This is a genomic window from Serratia sp. szju, assembly GCF_044594185.1.
GTDB lineage: Bacteria > Pseudomonadota > Gammaproteobacteria > Enterobacterales > Enterobacteriaceae > Serratia > Serratia bockelmannii.
Window position 1 is genome coordinate 3,109,196 of the sequence record NZ_CP172576.1, and the last position, 17,848, is coordinate 3,127,043.

Here is a 17,848-nt window from a genome sequence, read left to right on the forward strand (position 1 = left end):
CATCTCCCTGCACTTGAATTCTCCTGATGCCGATTGCGTTACTGAGGGAAATACCGCTTGCCGGGCCGCCATTGACCTTAAAGTGAACTTTAAACCTATACTCGTTAAACGATCAACGCAAGATCGTCGGCCAACCGGGATGAGGGAGCCAGAGATCCCGGCGCCGCGCGCAGTATAAACCTTCTTTTTTAACCATAGTGTAAACGGGAGAAACGACATGGGTTATGTAACGACCAGCGATGGCGTCGAGATTTTCTACAAGGATTGGGGCCCCAAAAACGGCAAGGTTATCTATTTCCACCACGGCTGGCCGCTGTCCAGCGACGACTGGGATGCCCAGATGCTGTTCTTCGTGAACCAAGGGTTCCGCGTGGTGGCGCACGATCGCCGCGGCCACGGCCGCTCCAGCCAGGTGTGGGAAGGGCACGACATGGATCATTACGCCGATGACGTCGCCGCGGTGGTAAAACACCTGGGCGTGCAGGGCGCCATGCACGTAGGCCACTCGACCGGCGGTGGCGAGGTGGTGCGCTATATCGTGCGCCACGGCGAGGACAAGGTGTCCAAAGCGGTGCTGATCAGCGCGGTGCCGCCGCTGATGGTGAAAACCGACGCCAATCCGCAGGGCACCCCAAAATCGGTATTCGATGATTTCCAGGCGCAGCTGACCGCCAACCGGGCGCAGTTCTATTACGACGTGCCCGCAGGCCCGTTCTATGGCTATAACCGCCCGGGTGCCAAACCGTCGGAGGCGATTATCTGGAACTGGTGGCGGCAGGGCATGATGGGGGGCGCCAAGGCGCACTATGACGGCATTGTCGCCTTCTCGCAGACCGATTTCACCGAAGATCTCAAGAAGATTGCCATTCCGGTGCTGGTGATCCACGGCGATGACGACCAGGTGGTGCCTTATCAGGATTCCGGCGTGCTCTCGGCCAAGCTGGTGCAAAACGGCACGCTCCATACCTATAAGGGCGCGCCGCACGGCATCCCGACCACCCATGCCGATCAGGTCAACGCCGATCTGCTGGCGTTCGTGAACAGTTAAGCGCGAACAAGCACTTTTGCTCCGCCCTGAGTGGGCGGAGCTTTTTTCATTACGATGAGGAACGGAAATGCAAACGATCCTGGGCGCCAGTGGCCAGATCGCCCAAGAGCTGGCGCGTGAACTGAAGCGCGCGTACACCGATGATTTAAGATTGGTCAGCCGCAACCCGAAGAAGGTCAACGACAGCGATACGCTGGTCGCGGCCGACCTGCTCGATGCACAGCAGACCCTGGCGGCGGTGAAGGGCAGCGACGTGGTGTATTTCGCCGCCGGCCTGCCGCCGGATTCGGCGCTGTGGGAGCGGCAATTTCCGACCATGCTGCAGAATGCGTTGGACGCCAGCCGTACCGCGGGCGTGCCCTTTGTTTATTTCGACAATACCTATATGTATCCGCAGAACGGCGAACTGCAGACGGAATCGACGCCGTTCGCGCCTCGGGGGCGCAAGGGACGGGTGCGCGCTCTGATGACCGAGAAGGTGCTCGACGAGATGGAGCGCAAGCAGATCCCCGTGCTGATCGGCCGTGCTCCTGAGTTTTATGGGCCGGGAAAAACGCAGAGCTTCACCAATGCGTTGATCGTCGACAGGCTGAAAGCGGGGGAAAAACCGCGCGTGCCGGTTCGCGACGACAGGCTGCGCACGCTGATCTGGACGCCCGACGCCAGCCGTGGGTTAGCCCGGCTCGGCAATACGCCCGACGCGTTCGGCCAGACGTGGCATCTCCCGTGCTGCGACGAACGGCTCACCTATGCGCAGTTCGCCGCCTTGGCCTGCGAGGTGTTTGGGAAGGACATTTCATATTCCGTCATCGGCAAATGGGCGTTGATCGCCGCAGGGCTGGTTTCGTCCGGGGCGCGTGAGATGCGCGAGCTGCTGCCGCGCTACGAGTACGACAACCTGTTCGACTCGACCAAGTTCAAGCAGCGCTTTCCCGACTTCGCCGTCACGACGTATCGCGCCGGGCTGGAAACGATTTGGCGGGAGTGGAAGAACGTGCAAGCGCCGCGTTAAGATGCCCGCCGCGCCAGGGCTAGCCATAGCGCGCTACGCTGGGCTGCCGGCCCACTCGAGCCATTAAGCGAGCCTCGCCCCTCACCGGGCGGGGCTTTTTATTGGCTGCGCGAAAGCGGATCACCAGTGATAGCTGATGCCCATATCGAGCTTGTCCGACGCATCGACGCCGGCCGCGTGCTGCGAAAGGTTATTGAATTCATAGTTAATAAACACCTGCATGTTGCTGTTGAGCAACCAGGTCACCCCCAGCTCCTCGTAGTTCAATAAGTCGGTGTTGCGGCCTGCCCGGGCCTGTATTAAACGGGTATAGCCGATGTTGGGCTGAATATGGTCCGTCAGCCGGTATTTGACGAGCGCTTCATAACTTGACGCCGAGCCGCGGTTAGCGGTTTGTTGTGGGCTGATGGCGTTGTCGCTTTGGGTGAACACGGCCGCAAGATAGATTTTTTTCGACGCATAGAGAACCCCTTCGGCCAGCGTATCGATGCGTCGGCGATAGCCGGCGGCGTGTTGCTGCCGCTGCGTGGTTTGAGACGCCGAGGCGGCGGCGATGAGGCTGAGCGTCGGCGTCAGCGCATAACGGAACGAAGCGCCGAAGCCGTTGCCGTTTTGTTTGCCCGGCGCTTGCCGATCGTCGCCGTCTTTGAACTGATATTGCAACGCGAGGGCGGCGCGCCGCTGAAACAGGCTGAAAGTTTGGCGGTAGGTGAGCAGGTTATGCGCCCGGCCGCGCATAAAGTTATCGATGTAGTTGTACGCCATTTCCCTAAACAGCGGGGAGCGATCGGTCAGGGCGGTCACATCATAAAGCACGCCCCAGTTGCGGCCGATATCGAGGCTGCCCAGGGTGGCGTTTTGCACGCCGATATAGGCGAGCCGGGTGCTGTTGCGAGTCGCGTCGGCGAAGCTGACGGTATATTCCCAGTGGGCGTAGGCCTGCCAGCGCGGCGCGATCTTTTTTTTGCCTATCAGGCCGAAATAGAGGTAGCTGCGGTCGCCGTCGTCGCGTTCGTTTTGGCCGCTGTAGCGTCTGGCGATAATCGTGCCGTAGAAATTCAGGCTGTTTTGCTGCGATCCCGTCAACGACACGGCGAAGGCGCCGCGCGGCAACAGGGCCAGCAGGGGGAACAGCATGCCCGCCGAAAAATAACGAGGATTGCGTTTTATCATGATGGCACCGTCCCTGTGCGCGGCAAGCCCGTGTGCTTGCCGCCCCGGCGAAGCTTAAGCGTGCGTTTCGCGTTTAAAGTAACTGACGATCCCCTGAGCGATCGCCGTGGCAATTTTATTTCGGAAGGCGGGGGTGCCGAGCAGCCTTTCTTCCTCAGGGTTGGTGATGAAAGAGGTTTCCACCAAGACGGAAGGAATATACGGGGACTTTAAGACCACGAAGGCCGCCTGTTCGGTATTTTTGGCATGCAAGTGATGGATGGGCGCAATATGCTGAATCAGGTGCGAGCCCAGCGCCAGGCTCTCTTTGATCGTTTCCGTCTGCTCCAAATCAAACAGTATCTTCTGCAAATAGCGGTCTTTCTTGATGACGTTGGGGCCGGCGAGATCGTCCGCCGCGTTTTCACTGTTCGATAAGTATTTCGCCATCGCGCTGCTGGCGCCTTTATTGGAAAGCGCAAAAACCGACGCGCCGCAGGCACTGGGGCAGGTAAAGCCGTCGGCGTGGATGGACATGAAAAGATCGGCGCCATGCCGGTGCGCGATCTCCACCCGATCGTACAGCGGAATAAAAACGTCGCTGTCGCGCGTCAGGCGGGCATCGATGCCGTGTCGATCAAGCTGTGCACGCACATTTCTGGCGATCTCCAGAACGACATGTTTTTCCAGCGAACCGGTGTGGCCAATGGCGCCGGAGTCGATGCCGCCATGACCGGGATCCAACATGACCAGGAATCTTTTTCGCGCCCCCTGAGGGCCGTTCTGCTTTTTGGGACGTGGCAGGCCGTGGGCGTGAGCCAGCGGGGAAACGGCGCCGTTCAGCGCCAGGGCCGCCAACCCTGCCAACATCATTCTGCGGCGAGATAACCGGGTGTTCAAAAGGTCCGTCTTAGCCATAAGGTTAACCAGCATAAAAGGAAAGGGTGTTTTTGTTATAACATAACAATTTCACGCGCCGGCGGGGTTGTCTGTTAGCGGCTGTTACTTTTAATGTCATTCCTTAAATTCACTGGTTTTTTATACTGCATTTATTTTGTTTATTGAATGTTTGTATTGATATTAATTTGTTTTGCATTTGTTAATTCTTATTTTGACACACTATTTAATCTAATATTTCAAATGAGATTTATTCTCCTCTTTAATTGATATGTTATAACGTAAATATTAAAACGGATAAAAAGCGGGGTCTTTGCCGCCGGCATGAAGCTACTCACGTTTTTGGAGCGTTAACATGACTTTTAAACACCAGGAAAAAGAGACACTAAATATATTCGCCGTTCTCGCGGTCTCGTTAAGCACGGTCATCGCCATGCTCGACAGTACCATCGCCAACGTGGCATTGCCGGTGATCGCCAAAGATTTCGGCGTTTCCGAATCGGCCTCCATCATGATTATTAATGCCTACCAGTTTGCCGTTGTCGCCTCTTTGATGCCCTTCGCGGCGCTGGGCCGCGCGGTGGGCAATAAAAAGATCTTTATAGCCGGGGTGGTGCTGTTCGCTTTTTCATCCTTGGGCTGCGCGCTGTCCACGACGCTGTCGATGCTGACGGCATTCAGGGTGATACAGGGCTTCGGTGCGGCGGCGGTGCTCAGCGTCAATGCGGCGCTGATCAAGGAGATATACCCGGAAAGGCTGCTGGGGCGCGGCCTGGGGATCAATGTGATGGTGGTGTCGGTTTCCGCCGCCGCCGGGCCGTCCATCGCCTCGGCGATACTTTCTCAGACGAGCTGGAACTGGCTGTTTACCATCAATGTTCCCATCGCCTGCCTGTCGCTGCTGCTGAGCCTGATCTTCCTGGCCCCCCGCGAGCGGCGCAGCGTTGGATTCGACAGCGGGGGGGCTCTGTTGGTGTTTGTGCTGTTTATCGCTTTCTCGCTCAGCACGATGAGCATGACCACCCACCATCTGCCGGCGGCGGCGCTCAGCTTTGCGGTATTCGCCGGGCTGGCCGGGTGGCTGTATATCAATCAGAAAAGAAAGGCCAACGCCGCGCTGATCCCGATCGCGATGCTGCATAACCCGACGCTGTCATTGTCTTTGCTGATGTCGATGCTGTCTTACAGCACCCAGCTTTTGGCTTTTGTATCGCTGCCTTTCTATTTCCACAATGTCCTGCAAAGAAACGTGGTGGACATCGGTCTGCTGCTGACCGCCTGGCCGCTGGCCACCATGGCGTCTTCGCTAATTTCCGGCGATTTGGCCAAGAAATACGATCCCAATCTTGTTGCCCTCTCGGGCCTCGCCTGTCTGCTGGCAGGCATGCTGCTGATGGCCAATTTGCCGAGCGATCCGTCGAATGGGGCGATCGTATGGCGTGTGGCGCTGTGCGGCATCGGTTTCGGCCTGTTTCAATCACCGAACAACCTGCTGATCATGACCTCGGTCTCGCACGAAAACAGCAGCATCGCCAGCGGCCTGTTGGGCAGCTCCCGGTTGATCGGGCAAATCGTCGGTTCGGCGTTAGTGGCGATTTTCTTCAATATGCGCGGCGCGCAAGCGACGAATATCAGTTTAATGGCGGGGGCGGCATTCTCGTTCCTTTCTCTGGCCGTGAGCTATATGCGCTTCAAGTCCGCCGTTACGTTAAAAACCAGCAAATAGAAGCACGAGGTTTCCCATGCGATTTATCCCATTAGTGCCGTTGGTTATCGGGATGGCGGCGTTTTCCCTTGCCGGTTGCACGACCTACCACGACGTGGCGTTGCAACAAAAAGAGGCGGGGCTCAATAGCCCGTATTACCTGCTGCAGCCGCCGGTCTATGTCGGCGACCAGTTGAAATATGGCCTGAAGGACGGCAGCGGCGGCGAGCTGAAGGTGGCGAAGGTGGAACCTAAAGACATCGTCGCCGACAGCGGAAAAATCATTCCCCTGGCAGAGCTTTCTTTCCTGCAACGAAAAGACCTTTCCACGGGAAAAACCGCCGCGTTGGTTGGCGGCGGCGCGGTAGCCACCACGGCAATCGTCTTTGTGGCCGGGATAACCATTATGGCAGCAGGCATCGCCGCGTCGGCCTAATACAGCCCATCGACGCGCGCCGCCGAGCGTGCGCGCAGGAGGCACCATGTGCGTAACAGTGAAATTTATCGCCACCGCGCTGCTGGCCCTATTTGCCTTGCCGACGGTGCCTTGCGCCGGCGCCAGCCTGCCGGCGGCGGCCGAGCCGTTGCAAAGCGCGGCGACGCAAACGCTGCCCGGCAGCTACCCGCGGATCGTCATCACCGGCAACTGCCCCTTCGGCGTGATCCTGGCGAACGAGGCGGCCTATCGGCATGTCGTCGGCGTGGGGCCCTGGGCGTTCATGCATGCCGATAGGCATGTGTTGAAGGACATGAAGCCGGATATCGGCAGGATCACGTCCGATTTCATCAATAAAGACTATCGGGTCAACATGGAGTCGTTAATGAATCTGCGGCCCGACATCATTTATTACTACGGCAAAAGCCAGGACGATCGGCTGGAAAGGGCGGGCGTGATGACGGTCGATCTGGACGCCGGCGGGAAGACCAAATACCAGCCGATGGTCACCCAGGTGTATTGGGAAAATACCTTCGCCGACACCCTCGGCCTGCCGCGTACGCATAAATTCAAAGACGCCTGGGAAAAGACCCTGAAGCAGATCCGCCCCTATGCCGCCGCCATCCGCGCGCAGCACGTCAGGGCGTTATATCTGGAAGAAAGCGACGGCAGGCAGCTGAAGGTGAGCGGCCCGCACACCTACGGCGACACCTATCTGAAAATGGCCGGCATGGACAACGTCGCCGGGGATTTGCCGGTGAAGGGGGATGCCGGCAGGTACATCAACGTTTCGATGGAGCAAATCATGGCCTGGGACCCGGATGTGATTTTCGTGGTGTTCGGCAGCGCCAAAGCGCTGCTGCACGGGGGGATCCCCGGCCAGGCGTGGGAGACGCTCAGGGCGGTGAAAAACGGCAAGGTTTTCTCGACGCCGGTGGGCATTCACAACTGGGGGGGCCTGTCGGCGGAAACGTCACTGCTGCCGCTGTTTATGATCAACCGGTATGCCCCTGAAGACATTAGCGACAAAACGCTGCGGGAGGAGACGCGTCGCTATTATCAGACGATGTTCTCTTATGCGATCCCGGACCGGTTGCTGGATGAGGTGCTGGCGCAACGCTAGTGCCACGGTTGAATAGCGTGAGTTCGTTGGAGGAGTTTGGGGATGCCGGGCAGAGGAAAATATGTGGCGATCATGGCGGGATTGTTTATTTCGCTCTGTGTGGTCGCCTTCGCATCGCTGTTTGCCGGCCGCTACGCCTTGTCGGCCCATGACGTGGTGCAGATTTTATGGCAGGGGAACATGCCGGGGGAAAACCAGGCCCGCTATTCGGTGATTTTTAACCTGCGCGCGCCGCGGGTGGTGGCGGTGATGCTGGTGGGCGGCGGGTTGGCGGTTGCCGGCGCGACCTTTCAGGCGGTGCTGAAAAACGCGCTGGCCAGCCCGGACGTGCTGGGCACCTCTTCCGCCTCCGCCTTTGGCGCTGCGCTGGGCATTTTGTTGAGTTTGCCTTTTGCCCTGAGTTCCCTGCTGTCGTTTCTTTTCGGCGTGGTGAGCTTGCTGCTGGTGCTGGGCATCTGCCGCCTCAAACGCCGGCAGGATGCACTCACCACGATTTTGTCCGGCATGATTATCGCGTCGCTGTTTATCGCGTTTGTCTCGGTCATAAAATATGTCGCCGATCCGCAGGATACCTTGCCGGCGATCGTCTTCTGGCTGATGGGCAGTTTCGCTTCGGTAGCGAAAGCGCAGGTTTATTGGCTGATCCCGCTGTTTGCGGCGTGTTACCTGACTATCTACCGGCTCAGGTGGAACATGAACATTCTCTCTCTTGGGGACGACGAGGCGCGCATCGCCGGCCTGAATCCGCCTCGGCTGAAGATCCTGTTGCTGATCGCCGCCTCTCTGCTGGTTTCCGCCTCGGTGAGCTTGGCCGGCGTGGTGGGGTGGGTCGGCTTGGTGATCCCGCATTTGGTGAGAAGCGTGTTGGGGTATAACCACGGCCGCCTGATCCCCGCTTCGGCGCTGAGCGGGGCGCTGTTTTTGCTGGTGATCGACAATATCGCCAGAGGGGCCACCTATGCTGAAATCCCGATCGGCATCCTGACCGCGCTGATCGGCGCGCCGCTTTTCGCTCTCCTTTTTATTACGAGCAGCAAACATGATCACAGTTAACCAGCTGACCCTGGGTTTCAAGGGGCGAGAACCCCTTCTCGACAACGTCAGTTTTCATCTGGCGCGGGGCGAGATCCTCAGCGTGCTCGGGCCGAACGGCGCCGGTAAAACCACGTTGCTGAGACACATCGCGGGCCTGTGCCGGCCCCTGTCTGGCGGGTGCAAGATCGGCCTGGTCGACAATCGGCCCGCCCGGTTGGCCTATGTGCCGCAGGCGAAAACGCCGCATTTCGCTTATGGGGTACTCGATTTTGTCACTTTCGGCTGTGCCCGCCAGGCGGGGTGGTTCGCCAGGCCGCGGCGGCAAGATGTCGCCAAGGCGCAGGCGGTGTTGCATGCGCTGGAGATCGCGCCGCTGGCGCAGAAAAATATCAACCAGATCAGCGGCGGGGAACTGCAGATGTGTTATTTCGCCAAGGCGCTGGCGGCGGACCCCGACGTCATGATCCTCGACGAACCGGAGTCGAACCTGGATTTTTACAATCAGGCTAAAATGATCGAGATGCTCTGGCGCCTCGCCAAAGAGCGGCAGATGACGATCGTGCTGAATACGCATTTTCTGCATTATGCCGACCGCATCTCCGACAAGTGCCTGCTGATGAACCAGCGACAGTGCATGTTTGGCGATAAAAACGCCTTGCTGCAAGAGGATATCCTGGAGCGTTACTTCCAGGTACCGGTGAGAAAGTGCCGGTACGAATATGCCGGCGTCAGCGAAGAAACGTTCATTGTCGCGCTACCGCACTCCGCTTGAGCGCCGCCAGCGCGAGGGTGATTGAGGGATATCCCTCATTGCGGCCCCGCCGGCGGTTATTTAAGCTGAAAGAGAAATGCAACGGTGAATATGGAGATAATCATGACTGATTCAGTATCCAACGATCGTAATCCCACCCCGGATGTGGCGGAAGACAACGCATTCTTCCCATCCCCTTACTCCCTCAGCCAGTACACCTCGTCCAAAACCGACTTCACGGGCGCCAGCTACCCGAACGCCTATCGCGGCGGCAAGTGGAAGGTGCTGATGATCGCCTCGCAGGAGCGCTACCTGCTGATGCAAAACGGCAAGTTCTTTTCTACCGGCAACCACCCGGTCGAGATGCTGTTGCCGATGTATCACCTGGATCTCGCCGGTTTCGAGATCGACATCGCCACGCCGTCCGGCGATCCGGTGAAGCTGGAGATGTGGGCGTTCCCGCATGAAGATGAAGCGGTCAAGGCCACCTACGAGAAGTACCGCAGCCAACTCAAGCAGCCGAAAAAGTTGACGGAAGTGGTGAAGGATCTGGATGGCGGCAACTACCTCGGCGTTTTCATTCCCGGCGGCCACGGCGTGCTCAATGATATCCCGTTCAGCGAAGAGGTGAAAAAGACCCTGCACTGGGCGCATGACAACGATCGCTACGTGATTTCGCTGTGCCACGGGCCGGCCGGTTTGCTGGCGGCGGGCATCGGCGAGAACAAAGAGGATTTCCTCTATCGTGGCTATGAGATGTGCGTGTTCCCGGACTCGCTCGATACCGGCGCCAACATCGACATCGGCTATATTCCCGGTCCGATGCCCTGGCTGGTGGGCGAACGCCTGCGCGAGCGGGGCGTTAAGATCGTCAACGCCGACATCACCGGCAAGGTGCATAAAGATCGGCGCCTGCTGACCGGCGACAGCCCGCTGGCTTCCAACAACCTCGGCAAACTGGCGGCAGAGACGCTGCTGGCCGACGTCGCCACGCGATGAGCGACGAGATCGCGCAGCGCGCTTTCCAGACGGCGCTGGCGATGGACCACGAGCGAACCCTGTCCGCCATTCAGGGGCGGGTTCGCGCCTTCGCCGCGCCGTTCGGCTTCGATCGCTTTGTGCTGTTTTCCGCTTCCGCCACGGCGGAGGCGGGGATCGAGCATATCTACTGGGTCGAGGGCGACTGGTTCGGCGACGGCGAGGCCGTCGATGCGTTGACCTACGTGCGGCACTGCCCGGTGACCCGGCACATGCTGCGGGCCAGCGAGCCGTTCTTCTGGACTAAAACCCGGGCGCAGCAGGGCGAGCGCTATCGGATTGTGCGCACGCCGCGCGGCGCCGGCCTGCACGGCGTGCAGATCCCGGTGTTTGGCCCGGCCGGTTTGGAGGGGGCCGTCAGCCTGGGGGGCGAGCGCATCGATGCCTCGCCGCCGGTGCGGCTGGCGCTGTCGCTGGTGGGTACGGCGGCCTTTCAGGCGGCACGGCGGCTGTTCGCACCGGCGGCCGGCGAGGGAGAGGGCCGACTGTCGGCGCGTGAGCGCGAAGTGCTGAGCTGGACCGCCATCGGCCGGCGGCAGGCGGATATCGCTGCGATGCTCGGCCTGTCTGAACGCACGGTGGAAAACCACCTGCGGCGTATTCGCCAACGCCTCGGCGCCGCCACCACCGCGCAGGCGATCGGCGTGGCGATCCGCCTGGGGGAGATCGCCCCCGAGCGCCGTTAGCCCGTCGCCATTTGCCGCAGCAACCATTCGCGCAGCGCAATGATATCGGGGCGCTGCGCAGTTTCTTCGGTGGCCACCAGATAGTAGTTGGCGCCGGGTAACGACATCTCGAACGGCGCGGCCAGCACGCCGCGCTGCAACAAATCGCGCGCCAGCAGCCGGCTGGCGATCACCACCCCCTGGCCGGCCACCGCCGCCTGCAGCGCATGGGTTTCGTCGCTGAAGGTCAGCCCGGCTTCCACGTTCAACCCTTCCGGCCCGTAGCGCCGTCGCCAGTTTTCCCAGGTCGGCGCGTCGGCGGGCACCTGCCGATGTTCCACGTGAAACAGCGTCACCCGCTGCAAATCTTCGATGCGCTCCAGCGCCAGCGCCGGGCTGGCCACCACGATAAAACGATCCTCATGCAGCAAGGTGCAGTGCAGATCGCTTTCCGGTGTTTCGCGGTAGCGGATGGCGACGTCCACGGTGCGCTGGCTGAGATCGACCCGCTCGACGCTGGTGTGCAGGCGCAGATCGATGGCGGGAAACTCCGCCTTGAAATCGGCCAGGCGCGGCACCAGCCAGTGGGTGAGAAAATTGGAGGTGGTGGTGACGGTCAGCGCCGGCGGCTGCTGGGCGCGGGTGATTTGGGCGACGGACTGCTCCAGTGCGGCGAAGGCGCGCTGGGTGCCGGCATACAGGATCTCGCCGGTCTCGGTCAGGCTGACGCCCTGTGCGCTGCGCTCGCACACCCGGCATTCCAGCACCGACTCCAGCAGCTTGATCTGGTGGCTGACTGCCGTCGCGCTGACGCCCAGCGCCTCGGCGGCCAGCTTGAAGCTGCGGCAGCCGGCCACGGCGTGGAAGGCGCGCAGCGCGCCCAGCGGCGGCAAACGGGTTTTTCTCATGGCTGAATTATTCTCATCCAAGGCTGAAAACTATGAGTTTGTCTGAGCGATTATACAAGAGATAGGCTACTGACATGTGAACAGGGAAATGAATTTATTTCATCATTTCCATCATGTCGAGAGTGAACGATGAGCCTTTATATCAACAACGGTGCCCTGGGCGCCATGGCACACACGGGAGCGGCGGCGAGCGCCCTGGCGCTCAGCGTGCCGGCCGCGGCAGGCGCCTTGCTGCTGAAGACCGAAAATCTGCTGGGCATCGGCGCGACCCTGATGCTGCTAACGGCATTGGCGCTGGCGTTTCTCGGCGGCGCCGCACTGGCCCGTCTACGGCCGCTGCGGAACCGGCCTGCGCTGGCGATTCTTCGCTACGGCTTTTTACTGGCAGCGGTGGGGTGGCTATTGACGCTGCTGATGCTGTTCGGCGGCCATGATTGGCCGGCCCTGCTGCTGGGCATCGCCCTCGGCGGCCTGGGGCAGGGCGTCGCCTACCGCACGGCAGTGGGGGAGAAAGCGGCGTTCGCCGTGGCGTGCAGGCTGACGACGGTGGTGACTATCGTGGCCGTAGTGATTGCCGCTTCGCTGGTGCAAACCTATGCCGCACCGGGGATAAAGGGAGCCTGTTTCGCGCTGGCGTTGCTGGTCGACCTGGCGTTGCTGGGGGCATTGATGGCGCGGGTTGCGGAGCGGGATTCGGGGGATTATTGAGAGTAGACAGCCCGTCAGGAGAACCTGGCGGGCGTTTCTTGGCGTTTACTCGAGGTTCGCGTGTCTCTTAAACATTGTGTCGCTGGTTTCGCTGAGTTGAGCCATCAGTTCAAGCACGATAGCGTCATAAGTAATCAGGCACAGCTGTTCAAAAGCTGATCCCATAGGTTGGGAAAAAGCCTCTGCCTCTCGCGCATTATCTTCTTTCACAGTACCAGGCAGCACAAGGATACTTTTGGCCAGTTTGCCGATTGTAGACTCGGCTTTCATCGTGACAAGCGCCACGTCGACCCCGCAGGCGATGGCCTTTTGCGCCAGGCTTACCAGGCTACCGGTTTCACCGCTGCCGGAACCAATAATGACAAGATCGCCGGGCTGCGTATGAGGCGATGAAATTTCACCCACGATACTCACCGAAAATCCAAGATGCAGCAGACGATTGGCAAAAGCGCGGATTGCGATGCCACTTCTCCCCGCGCCCTGCAGGAAGATGTGATTGGCTCTCTTTATCTGATTAACAAACTGTTCTGCCTGCGCATCGTCGATGTTGCGGGCGTTTCTTTGCAGCTCACTCAAAATATCGTATGTGTTTTTTTGAACGCTCATATCATGCTCTCCCGCTTAAGCGATAGTACGCCCGCCATCCATCAGAATGGTTTGTCCCTGAATGTAGGAGTTCTCCTTGTCAGCCAAAAAGATGGCCAGGTTTGCCACGTCGTCGATCGTACCGAGGCGACGCACTGGAATCTTCTCCAGAACGGCATCAAGATCCGCCTGTGTGGGGTAATTGACACGCATCATTTCTCCGGTATCAATCAGGCGCGGAGCAATAGCATTAACGTTGACGCCTTTTGGACCCAGTTCTTTAGCCAGGCCGCGAATCAGGCCTTCACCGCCAGCTTTACTGGCCGGATAGCTCACACCGCCCCCCGTGCCGGAAAGGGCAGATCCGGAAGAGATATACACGATGGAACCATGGTTCTTGGTGAAATCGGCATAGAACGCCTTAACGGTGTTGAATAAACCGGTAAGGTTAATGGCAATGGTTTTATTCCACTCTTCAAAAGTGATGTCGTTGACTTTATTAGCAAATGCCACACCGGCATTTAAGACCAAAATATCGATGCGGCCAAAGGCCTCAAATACTTTGTCACGAACGTTTTCCAGCGCCTTGGGGTCGGATACATCAGTCTTGACAAATAAAGACGTCACTCCATCAAAGGTCAGTTCCTTTGCCGTTTTTTTGCCATTCTCTTCGTTATAGTCAACGATAACCGTGTGTGCTCCGCGCTCAGCGAATTGTTTTGCAATGCCTTTACCAATCCCGTGAGCCCCACCTGTGACTAACGCGACCTTTCCTTCAAAATTACTCATTTCAGTTTACTCCTTAAGTCTCATGACAAAGGGGGGGAGCCCCCTTTCTGGTAACGGGTGGTTTAATTGATGGAGATAATAATCTGTGGCTTCTTTGGGGCATTTTTTAGCTATTACTGGATCGCCATTCTTAGTGCCTGATAATTTTCTTGCGGGGAACCATTAAACAGAGCGCCACCGACAACAATTAAATCAGCACCAACTTCCTTTACCTTTCTGGCAACTTCAGCATTAACGCCGCCATCGACTTCAATTTGAATGGCACGGCCTGCAATCATTTTTTTAGTGTTTTTTATTTTCTCCAGGCTCTTTTCAATAAACTTCTGGCCTGGTTGGCCGGGATTAATAGTCATGATTAAAATATAATCAATGTCATCCAGCAGATATTCAATCATGACTTCCGGTGTCCCCGGGTTGAGTACCACACCGGCCTTGCGTCCAGCCTGTTTTATTTTTTGAATAATATAGTGCACATGAGGCGTTGATTCATAATGAACCGAAATCATTTCTGCGCCAGTTTTGATTACCTCATCAATATGTCTTTCCGGATTTGCCAGCATCATATGGACATCAAAGATCATTGAACTGGCTTTTTTCATTGCTGCGATTTGGTTGGGCCCGAATGCAATATTACTGACATAGGTACCATCCATCAAATCCACATGCAAAATTGCCGTGTTCTCTGCTTCCAGGAATTTAATCTCCTCCTGCAAGCGGAGTATGTCTGCGCCAAAAATAGAAGGTAGAATCGTTGCCATTTTAATTAGCCTCCTGCTCTGCTAATTAGTGAGTTACTGTACTCAGCCAGTAAGTGAATATTTCCCATGGACCCGTTAAAACAAAATCTGTTCCTTGTCCCTGCAGGCCAACCCCCGCACCATTCAGGAATTGCGTTGCGCCTGGCGCCACATAGCCCCCCAAATACATGACCACCACACAGAACAGTAGGGTAGAGATAATTGAGCGAATAACGTTGCCGTTGCTGACCATAACCGTCATGGTCGTCATATAGATGATTGACATCAGCACGCCGATTGGGAATATCTGGATGCCCGGTAAAACCAGCGCGCAAAGCATGGTCAGAGGGATGGTAATGACGGTAACGGTTACCGTTGCCGGATCGCCGAGAGCCAGGGCGCAGTCCATCCCAATATTCAGTTCCGCATCCTTACCCATCTGTTTCTGCATGATTTCTTTGGCACTTTTACCAATCGGGTTTAGCCCTTCCATCAGAACGCCAACGACTTTCGGCAGCAGTACCATGACGCCGGCAACGCCCATTGCCATCGGTACAATGGTCGTGATCGGTTGCTTGGTTAAAAGACCCAAGAGGGCACCGACAATGACGCCAATGATTGCCGGTTCGCCAAAAACACCCAGCCGTTTCTGAACGCTCTCTAAATCCACATCAAGTTTGTTCAGACCTGGAATGAAATCGATAATTTTGTTTACAAGCCAGGCGAATGGTAATGTCCAGCCGATATGAATCATCGTGGTACAGGTTGTTCCTTCGAGGCCATAGTATTTTTGCCATCTTGGCGCAATCAGGTCGCCAATAAACAACGCAACTACGCTGAGCGCAACAGCCACACCCAGTCCCAGGAAGAAACTGTCAAAAACAAAGTATGCCAGGGCACCGGGTACCAGGAAGTGCATATAGTTCCAGATATCGACGTTCAAGGTTTTGGTCAGCTTTAGGCGTACCAGGATCAGATTCAGGACAATACCAATCGGAATGACCATCGCCGCAAACGGGGCTACCCATGCCGCAGCGCCTACTGCAGGCCATCCAATATCAGCAACAGTGAAACCGCTGCCGATTTTGGAATAATACTCAATTGCCGGGTGAAGGGCGGTATTCAGTAGGCCGACAACCAGGCCGAGACCGATAAAACCAATACCGACGGTGATGCCCGATTTAATGGCTGCACCGATTTTCATACGGAAAACCAAACCTAAAAGGAAAATAACCAGCGGTAATATTGCCGTAGCGCCCATGCTTGTGATTGTAAACATGATGCTTTTTAATGTTTCCATTTTACCATCCCCCGGTTTACGCGGATTTATTTTTTGGCTGTCTCGATTAATAATTCGCCTAATTTTCTTCGAAGGGCCGCTTCATTGATACCAGTGATAAAACCGGAAACGCTCATATGAGGCTTCCCAATATCACCTTTATAGTTATTGGTGGTTAAAACGATATCAGCACTTTGCATCTCAGAAGCTAATTCTGACATGCTGCATTTGTTGATTTTAACGTTAGCAATATTGTATTCCGCACAAACTGATTTAACTTCATCAGCTGCTAACGTAGAGGTTGCTACGCCGCTTCCGCAGGCTACGAGGATAGTAATCATAATAATTCTCCTGGTGTTTGTTATTTAATTATTGTATTGAGGAACATTGCTTTTGCTTCCGCAGCAGGAAGCCCAAGCAGTTGCTGGTAAAAATCAGTCATCTGAAGATGGTTAAATAATGCTTTTAGCAACTGCAACTGATCGGCCGGGTCAGTCACAACTAAATTAATCACCAAGTTGACCCATAACTTCCCATCACCATCAGCTGCATTAACCTCAATAGCTTCCGCGAGACGGAGAATATAAATAGCCGGCTTAATTGCGTGCTGGCTGTCACAATGTGGGATGGCTACAGAATATCCATCCAACTGGATACCGGTAGGGTAATCCGCTTCTCGCTCACGAAGGGCACTGAGATAAGTATCTTTAACAATGCCCGCAGCTGTCTGTGTTGCATGGATATGCTGCAGCACCTCATCGTAATTCTTGAATGCAGCGGCATCCGCAACATTGACGGTAATCGCACTCACTTTATCCTCCCCTCACGAGACATGAAATGCTCATATGAGTTGTTTGTTTATCATATGAGCATTTATAGCACATCGCTTTTGTAGGGATCTAAGGAGGTTTCAAAATTTATAAGTTGATCACAATAAATCACATTGGTGCGGTTTTATTTTTGCTCAAATGAGCGATTTGGCAAGGTGTGAATATGCAGGGTTTGATGCAATTAATTGAATTTTATAGATATTAATCAATTCTTCGCTTTTGCGGGGCGAATTCACTGAATAACACCATATAGCTCTTATGAGCACTTTCCAGGCGTGTACAAAGGCCGGACGGCGTAGAACCACACCTACACCGTCGGTGATAAGCGATTCAACACGTGATGACAGTCGTGAACCTTGATACTTCCGCGATGCTTTCTTTATCTGCAACCTCATTGGTTATGAGGGCGGTAATTTCTGACCAATCGCAAATTTTGAACAGGCTGCTTCGCTGAAACTTTGTGTAGTCACCCAAGATGTATTTTTTCTCAGATCGGGCGATGATGGTTCTGTCTAAAAAGGCATCAGAGGATGACGGTGTCGAAGGTCCCCCCATCTTGCTGAAACCATCCGTACCGATAAAACACAGGTCAACGTTGATATCGTTGATCATCGAGACCGCCCAGCCGCCGAACACGGATGAACTTTTTTTCCTTAGTTCTCCACCGAAAAGAAAGACCTGATTATCCGATTCGATGAGAACACTTGCCACGGGGAGAGAGTCCGTAAAGATTTTGAAGCCGGATTTCAGACACAACAGATTGGCCAGTTCAAAGTTGGAACTGCCGGTACCGATTATCATGGAACTGTTTGGTGGGATGAATTCCAGAGCTTTTCTGGCAATGGCTTGCTTGAAGGAACTGTTCTCTTTTTCCCTAACCTGGAAGGGATGTTCGATGGCGCCTTGTTTTAGGGTTGCGCCGCCATGACTTTTAACCAACAGCCCCTTTTGTTCAAGGTAAGTCAGATCTTTTCGTATCGTCTCATAAGTCACCTCATACTTTTTCGCAAGGTCACTGACATACACGGTACCTGCCGAAATAATCTCTTCGAGTATCAGTTTTCTCCTTTCATCAACCAGGTACATCTTTCCTCCTGAACGGTTTAGCGGCTGGTTTGGGTGACAGCATAGCACAAGTGATACAAACAAA

Annotated in this window: 20 protein-coding genes; 10 read left to right on the top strand and 10 right to left on the bottom strand. The window is 56.0% G+C overall.

Annotated elements, in window-relative coordinates; all coding sequences use genetic code 11:
- The first annotated feature begins 217 nt into the window (after positions 1 to 217).
- Complete coding sequence (locus tag RE418_RS14715) at positions 218 to 1,048, top strand: alpha/beta fold hydrolase (protein ID WP_089181104.1); 831 nt, start codon at positions 218 to 220, stop codon at positions 1,046 to 1,048.
- 67 nt (positions 1,049 to 1,115) lie between these two features.
- Positions 1,116 to 2,060: an NAD-dependent epimerase/dehydratase family protein gene (locus RE418_RS14720; RefSeq protein WP_399675196.1), complete on the top strand. Its 945-nt coding sequence runs from the start codon at positions 1,116 to 1,118 to the stop codon at positions 2,058 to 2,060.
- Positions 2,061 to 2,180: 120 nt separating this feature from the next.
- Here the strand turns inward: RE418_RS14720 and RE418_RS14725 are convergent, their stop codons facing one another.
- Both RE418_RS14725 and amiA read right to left on the bottom strand, forming a co-directional pair.
- On the bottom strand, positions 2,181 to 3,233 hold the full coding sequence (locus tag RE418_RS14725) for a porin (protein WP_025303472.1): 1,053 nt from the start codon (positions 3,231 to 3,233) through the stop codon (positions 2,181 to 2,183).
- Between the two features lie 54 nt (positions 3,234 to 3,287).
- Complete coding sequence (gene amiA, locus RE418_RS14730; RefSeq protein ID WP_025303471.1) at positions 3,288 to 4,130, bottom strand: N-acetylmuramoyl-L-alanine amidase AmiA; 843 nt, start codon at positions 4,128 to 4,130, stop codon at positions 3,288 to 3,290.
- A gap of 334 nt (positions 4,131 to 4,464) precedes the next feature.
- Here amiA and RE418_RS14735 point away from each other — a divergent pair, with 334 nt between their 5' ends.
- The 7 genes from RE418_RS14735 to RE418_RS14765 all read left to right on the top strand — a co-directional run bounded on the left by RE418_RS14735 (position 4,465) and on the right by RE418_RS14765 (position 10,883).
- Entirely contained in the window at positions 4,465 to 5,835 is a 1,371-nt protein-coding gene (locus RE418_RS14735) for an MFS transporter (RefSeq protein ID WP_089181102.1), read from the top strand.
- Between the two features lie 16 nt (positions 5,836 to 5,851).
- Positions 5,852 to 6,250 carry a hypothetical protein gene (locus RE418_RS14740; RefSeq protein WP_100225590.1) on the top strand — a complete coding sequence of 133 codons (399 nt, stop codon included), beginning with the start codon at positions 5,852 to 5,854 and terminating at the stop codon, positions 6,248 to 6,250.
- Positions 6,251 to 6,296: 46 nt separating this feature from the next.
- Positions 6,297 to 7,373 (top strand): ABC transporter substrate-binding protein, encoded by a 1,077-nt coding sequence (locus RE418_RS14745; RefSeq protein WP_025303468.1) that lies wholly within the window; start codon positions 6,297 to 6,299, stop codon positions 7,371 to 7,373.
- Positions 7,374 to 7,415: 42 nt separating this feature from the next.
- Positions 7,416 to 8,426: an iron ABC transporter permease gene (locus tag RE418_RS14750; protein WP_043143129.1), complete on the top strand. Its 1,011-nt coding sequence runs from the start codon at positions 7,416 to 7,418 to the stop codon at positions 8,424 to 8,426.
- Positions 8,413 to 9,180, top strand: coding sequence for an ABC transporter ATP-binding protein (locus tag RE418_RS14755; RefSeq protein ID WP_089181101.1), 768 nt, complete (start codon positions 8,413 to 8,415; stop codon positions 9,178 to 9,180). The genes RE418_RS14750 and RE418_RS14755 overlap by 14 nt, the downstream gene beginning before the upstream one ends.
- Positions 9,181 to 9,282: 102 nt before the next feature.
- Positions 9,283 to 10,158 (top strand): glyoxalase III HchA, encoded by an 876-nt coding sequence (gene hchA / locus RE418_RS14760; RefSeq protein WP_016927070.1) that lies wholly within the window; start codon positions 9,283 to 9,285, stop codon positions 10,156 to 10,158.
- Positions 10,155 to 10,883 (top strand): PA1136 family autoinducer-binding transcriptional regulator, encoded by a 729-nt coding sequence (locus tag RE418_RS14765; protein WP_089181100.1) that lies wholly within the window; start codon positions 10,155 to 10,157, stop codon positions 10,881 to 10,883. The genes hchA and RE418_RS14765 overlap by 4 nt, the downstream gene beginning before the upstream one ends.
- Here the strand turns inward: RE418_RS14765 and RE418_RS14770 are convergent.
- A complete protein-coding gene (locus tag RE418_RS14770) occupies positions 10,880 to 11,770 on the bottom strand; it encodes a LysR substrate-binding domain-containing protein (RefSeq protein ID WP_089181099.1) in 891 nt (296 codons plus the stop codon). The two genes, RE418_RS14765 and RE418_RS14770, sit on opposite strands and share 4 nt — an antisense overlap.
- A 129-nt stretch (positions 11,771 to 11,899) precedes the next feature.
- On the opposite strand from RE418_RS14770, the gene RE418_RS14775 reads away from it, so the two are divergent.
- Entirely contained in the window at positions 11,900 to 12,478 is a 579-nt protein-coding gene (locus RE418_RS14775) for a hypothetical protein (RefSeq protein ID WP_089181098.1), read from the top strand.
- A 45-nt stretch (positions 12,479 to 12,523) separates the two neighbouring features.
- Here the strand turns inward: RE418_RS14775 and hxlB are convergent, their stop codons facing one another.
- The 7 genes from hxlB to RE418_RS14810 form a co-directional block, all read right to left on the bottom strand.
- Positions 12,524 to 13,084: a 6-phospho-3-hexuloisomerase gene (gene hxlB / locus RE418_RS14780; RefSeq protein ID WP_089181097.1), complete on the bottom strand. Its 561-nt coding sequence runs from the start codon at positions 13,082 to 13,084 to the stop codon at positions 12,524 to 12,526.
- 15 nt (positions 13,085 to 13,099) lie between these two features.
- The gene (locus tag RE418_RS14785; RefSeq protein ID WP_089181096.1) at positions 13,100 to 13,852 is read right to left on the bottom strand and encodes an SDR family NAD(P)-dependent oxidoreductase; all 753 of its coding nucleotides are present in this window, start codon (positions 13,850 to 13,852) and stop codon (positions 13,100 to 13,102) included.
- Positions 13,853 to 13,965: 113 nt separating this feature from the next.
- Positions 13,966 to 14,610, bottom strand: a complete 645-nt coding sequence (gene rpe, locus RE418_RS14790; RefSeq protein WP_089181095.1) for a ribulose-phosphate 3-epimerase — start codon at positions 14,608 to 14,610, stop codon at positions 13,966 to 13,968.
- Between the two features lie 25 nt (positions 14,611 to 14,635).
- Positions 14,636 to 15,889 carry a PTS transporter subunit IIC gene (locus RE418_RS14795; RefSeq protein WP_089181094.1) on the bottom strand — a complete coding sequence of 418 codons (1,254 nt, stop codon included), beginning with the start codon at positions 15,887 to 15,889 and terminating at the stop codon, positions 14,636 to 14,638.
- Between the two features lie 26 nt (positions 15,890 to 15,915).
- On the bottom strand, positions 15,916 to 16,209 hold the full coding sequence (locus RE418_RS14800; RefSeq protein ID WP_074053719.1) for a PTS sugar transporter subunit IIB: 294 nt from the start codon (positions 16,207 to 16,209) through the stop codon (positions 15,916 to 15,918).
- A gap of 20 nt (positions 16,210 to 16,229) precedes the next feature.
- A complete protein-coding gene (gene gatA / locus RE418_RS14805; protein ID WP_089181093.1) occupies positions 16,230 to 16,679 on the bottom strand; it encodes a PTS galactitol transporter subunit IIA in 450 nt (149 codons plus the stop codon).
- A gap of 349 nt (positions 16,680 to 17,028) precedes the next feature.
- Positions 17,029 to 17,784: a DeoR/GlpR family DNA-binding transcription regulator gene (locus tag RE418_RS14810; protein ID WP_089181092.1), complete on the bottom strand. Its 756-nt coding sequence runs from the start codon at positions 17,782 to 17,784 to the stop codon at positions 17,029 to 17,031.
- Positions 17,785 to 17,848: the final 64 nt, after the last annotated feature.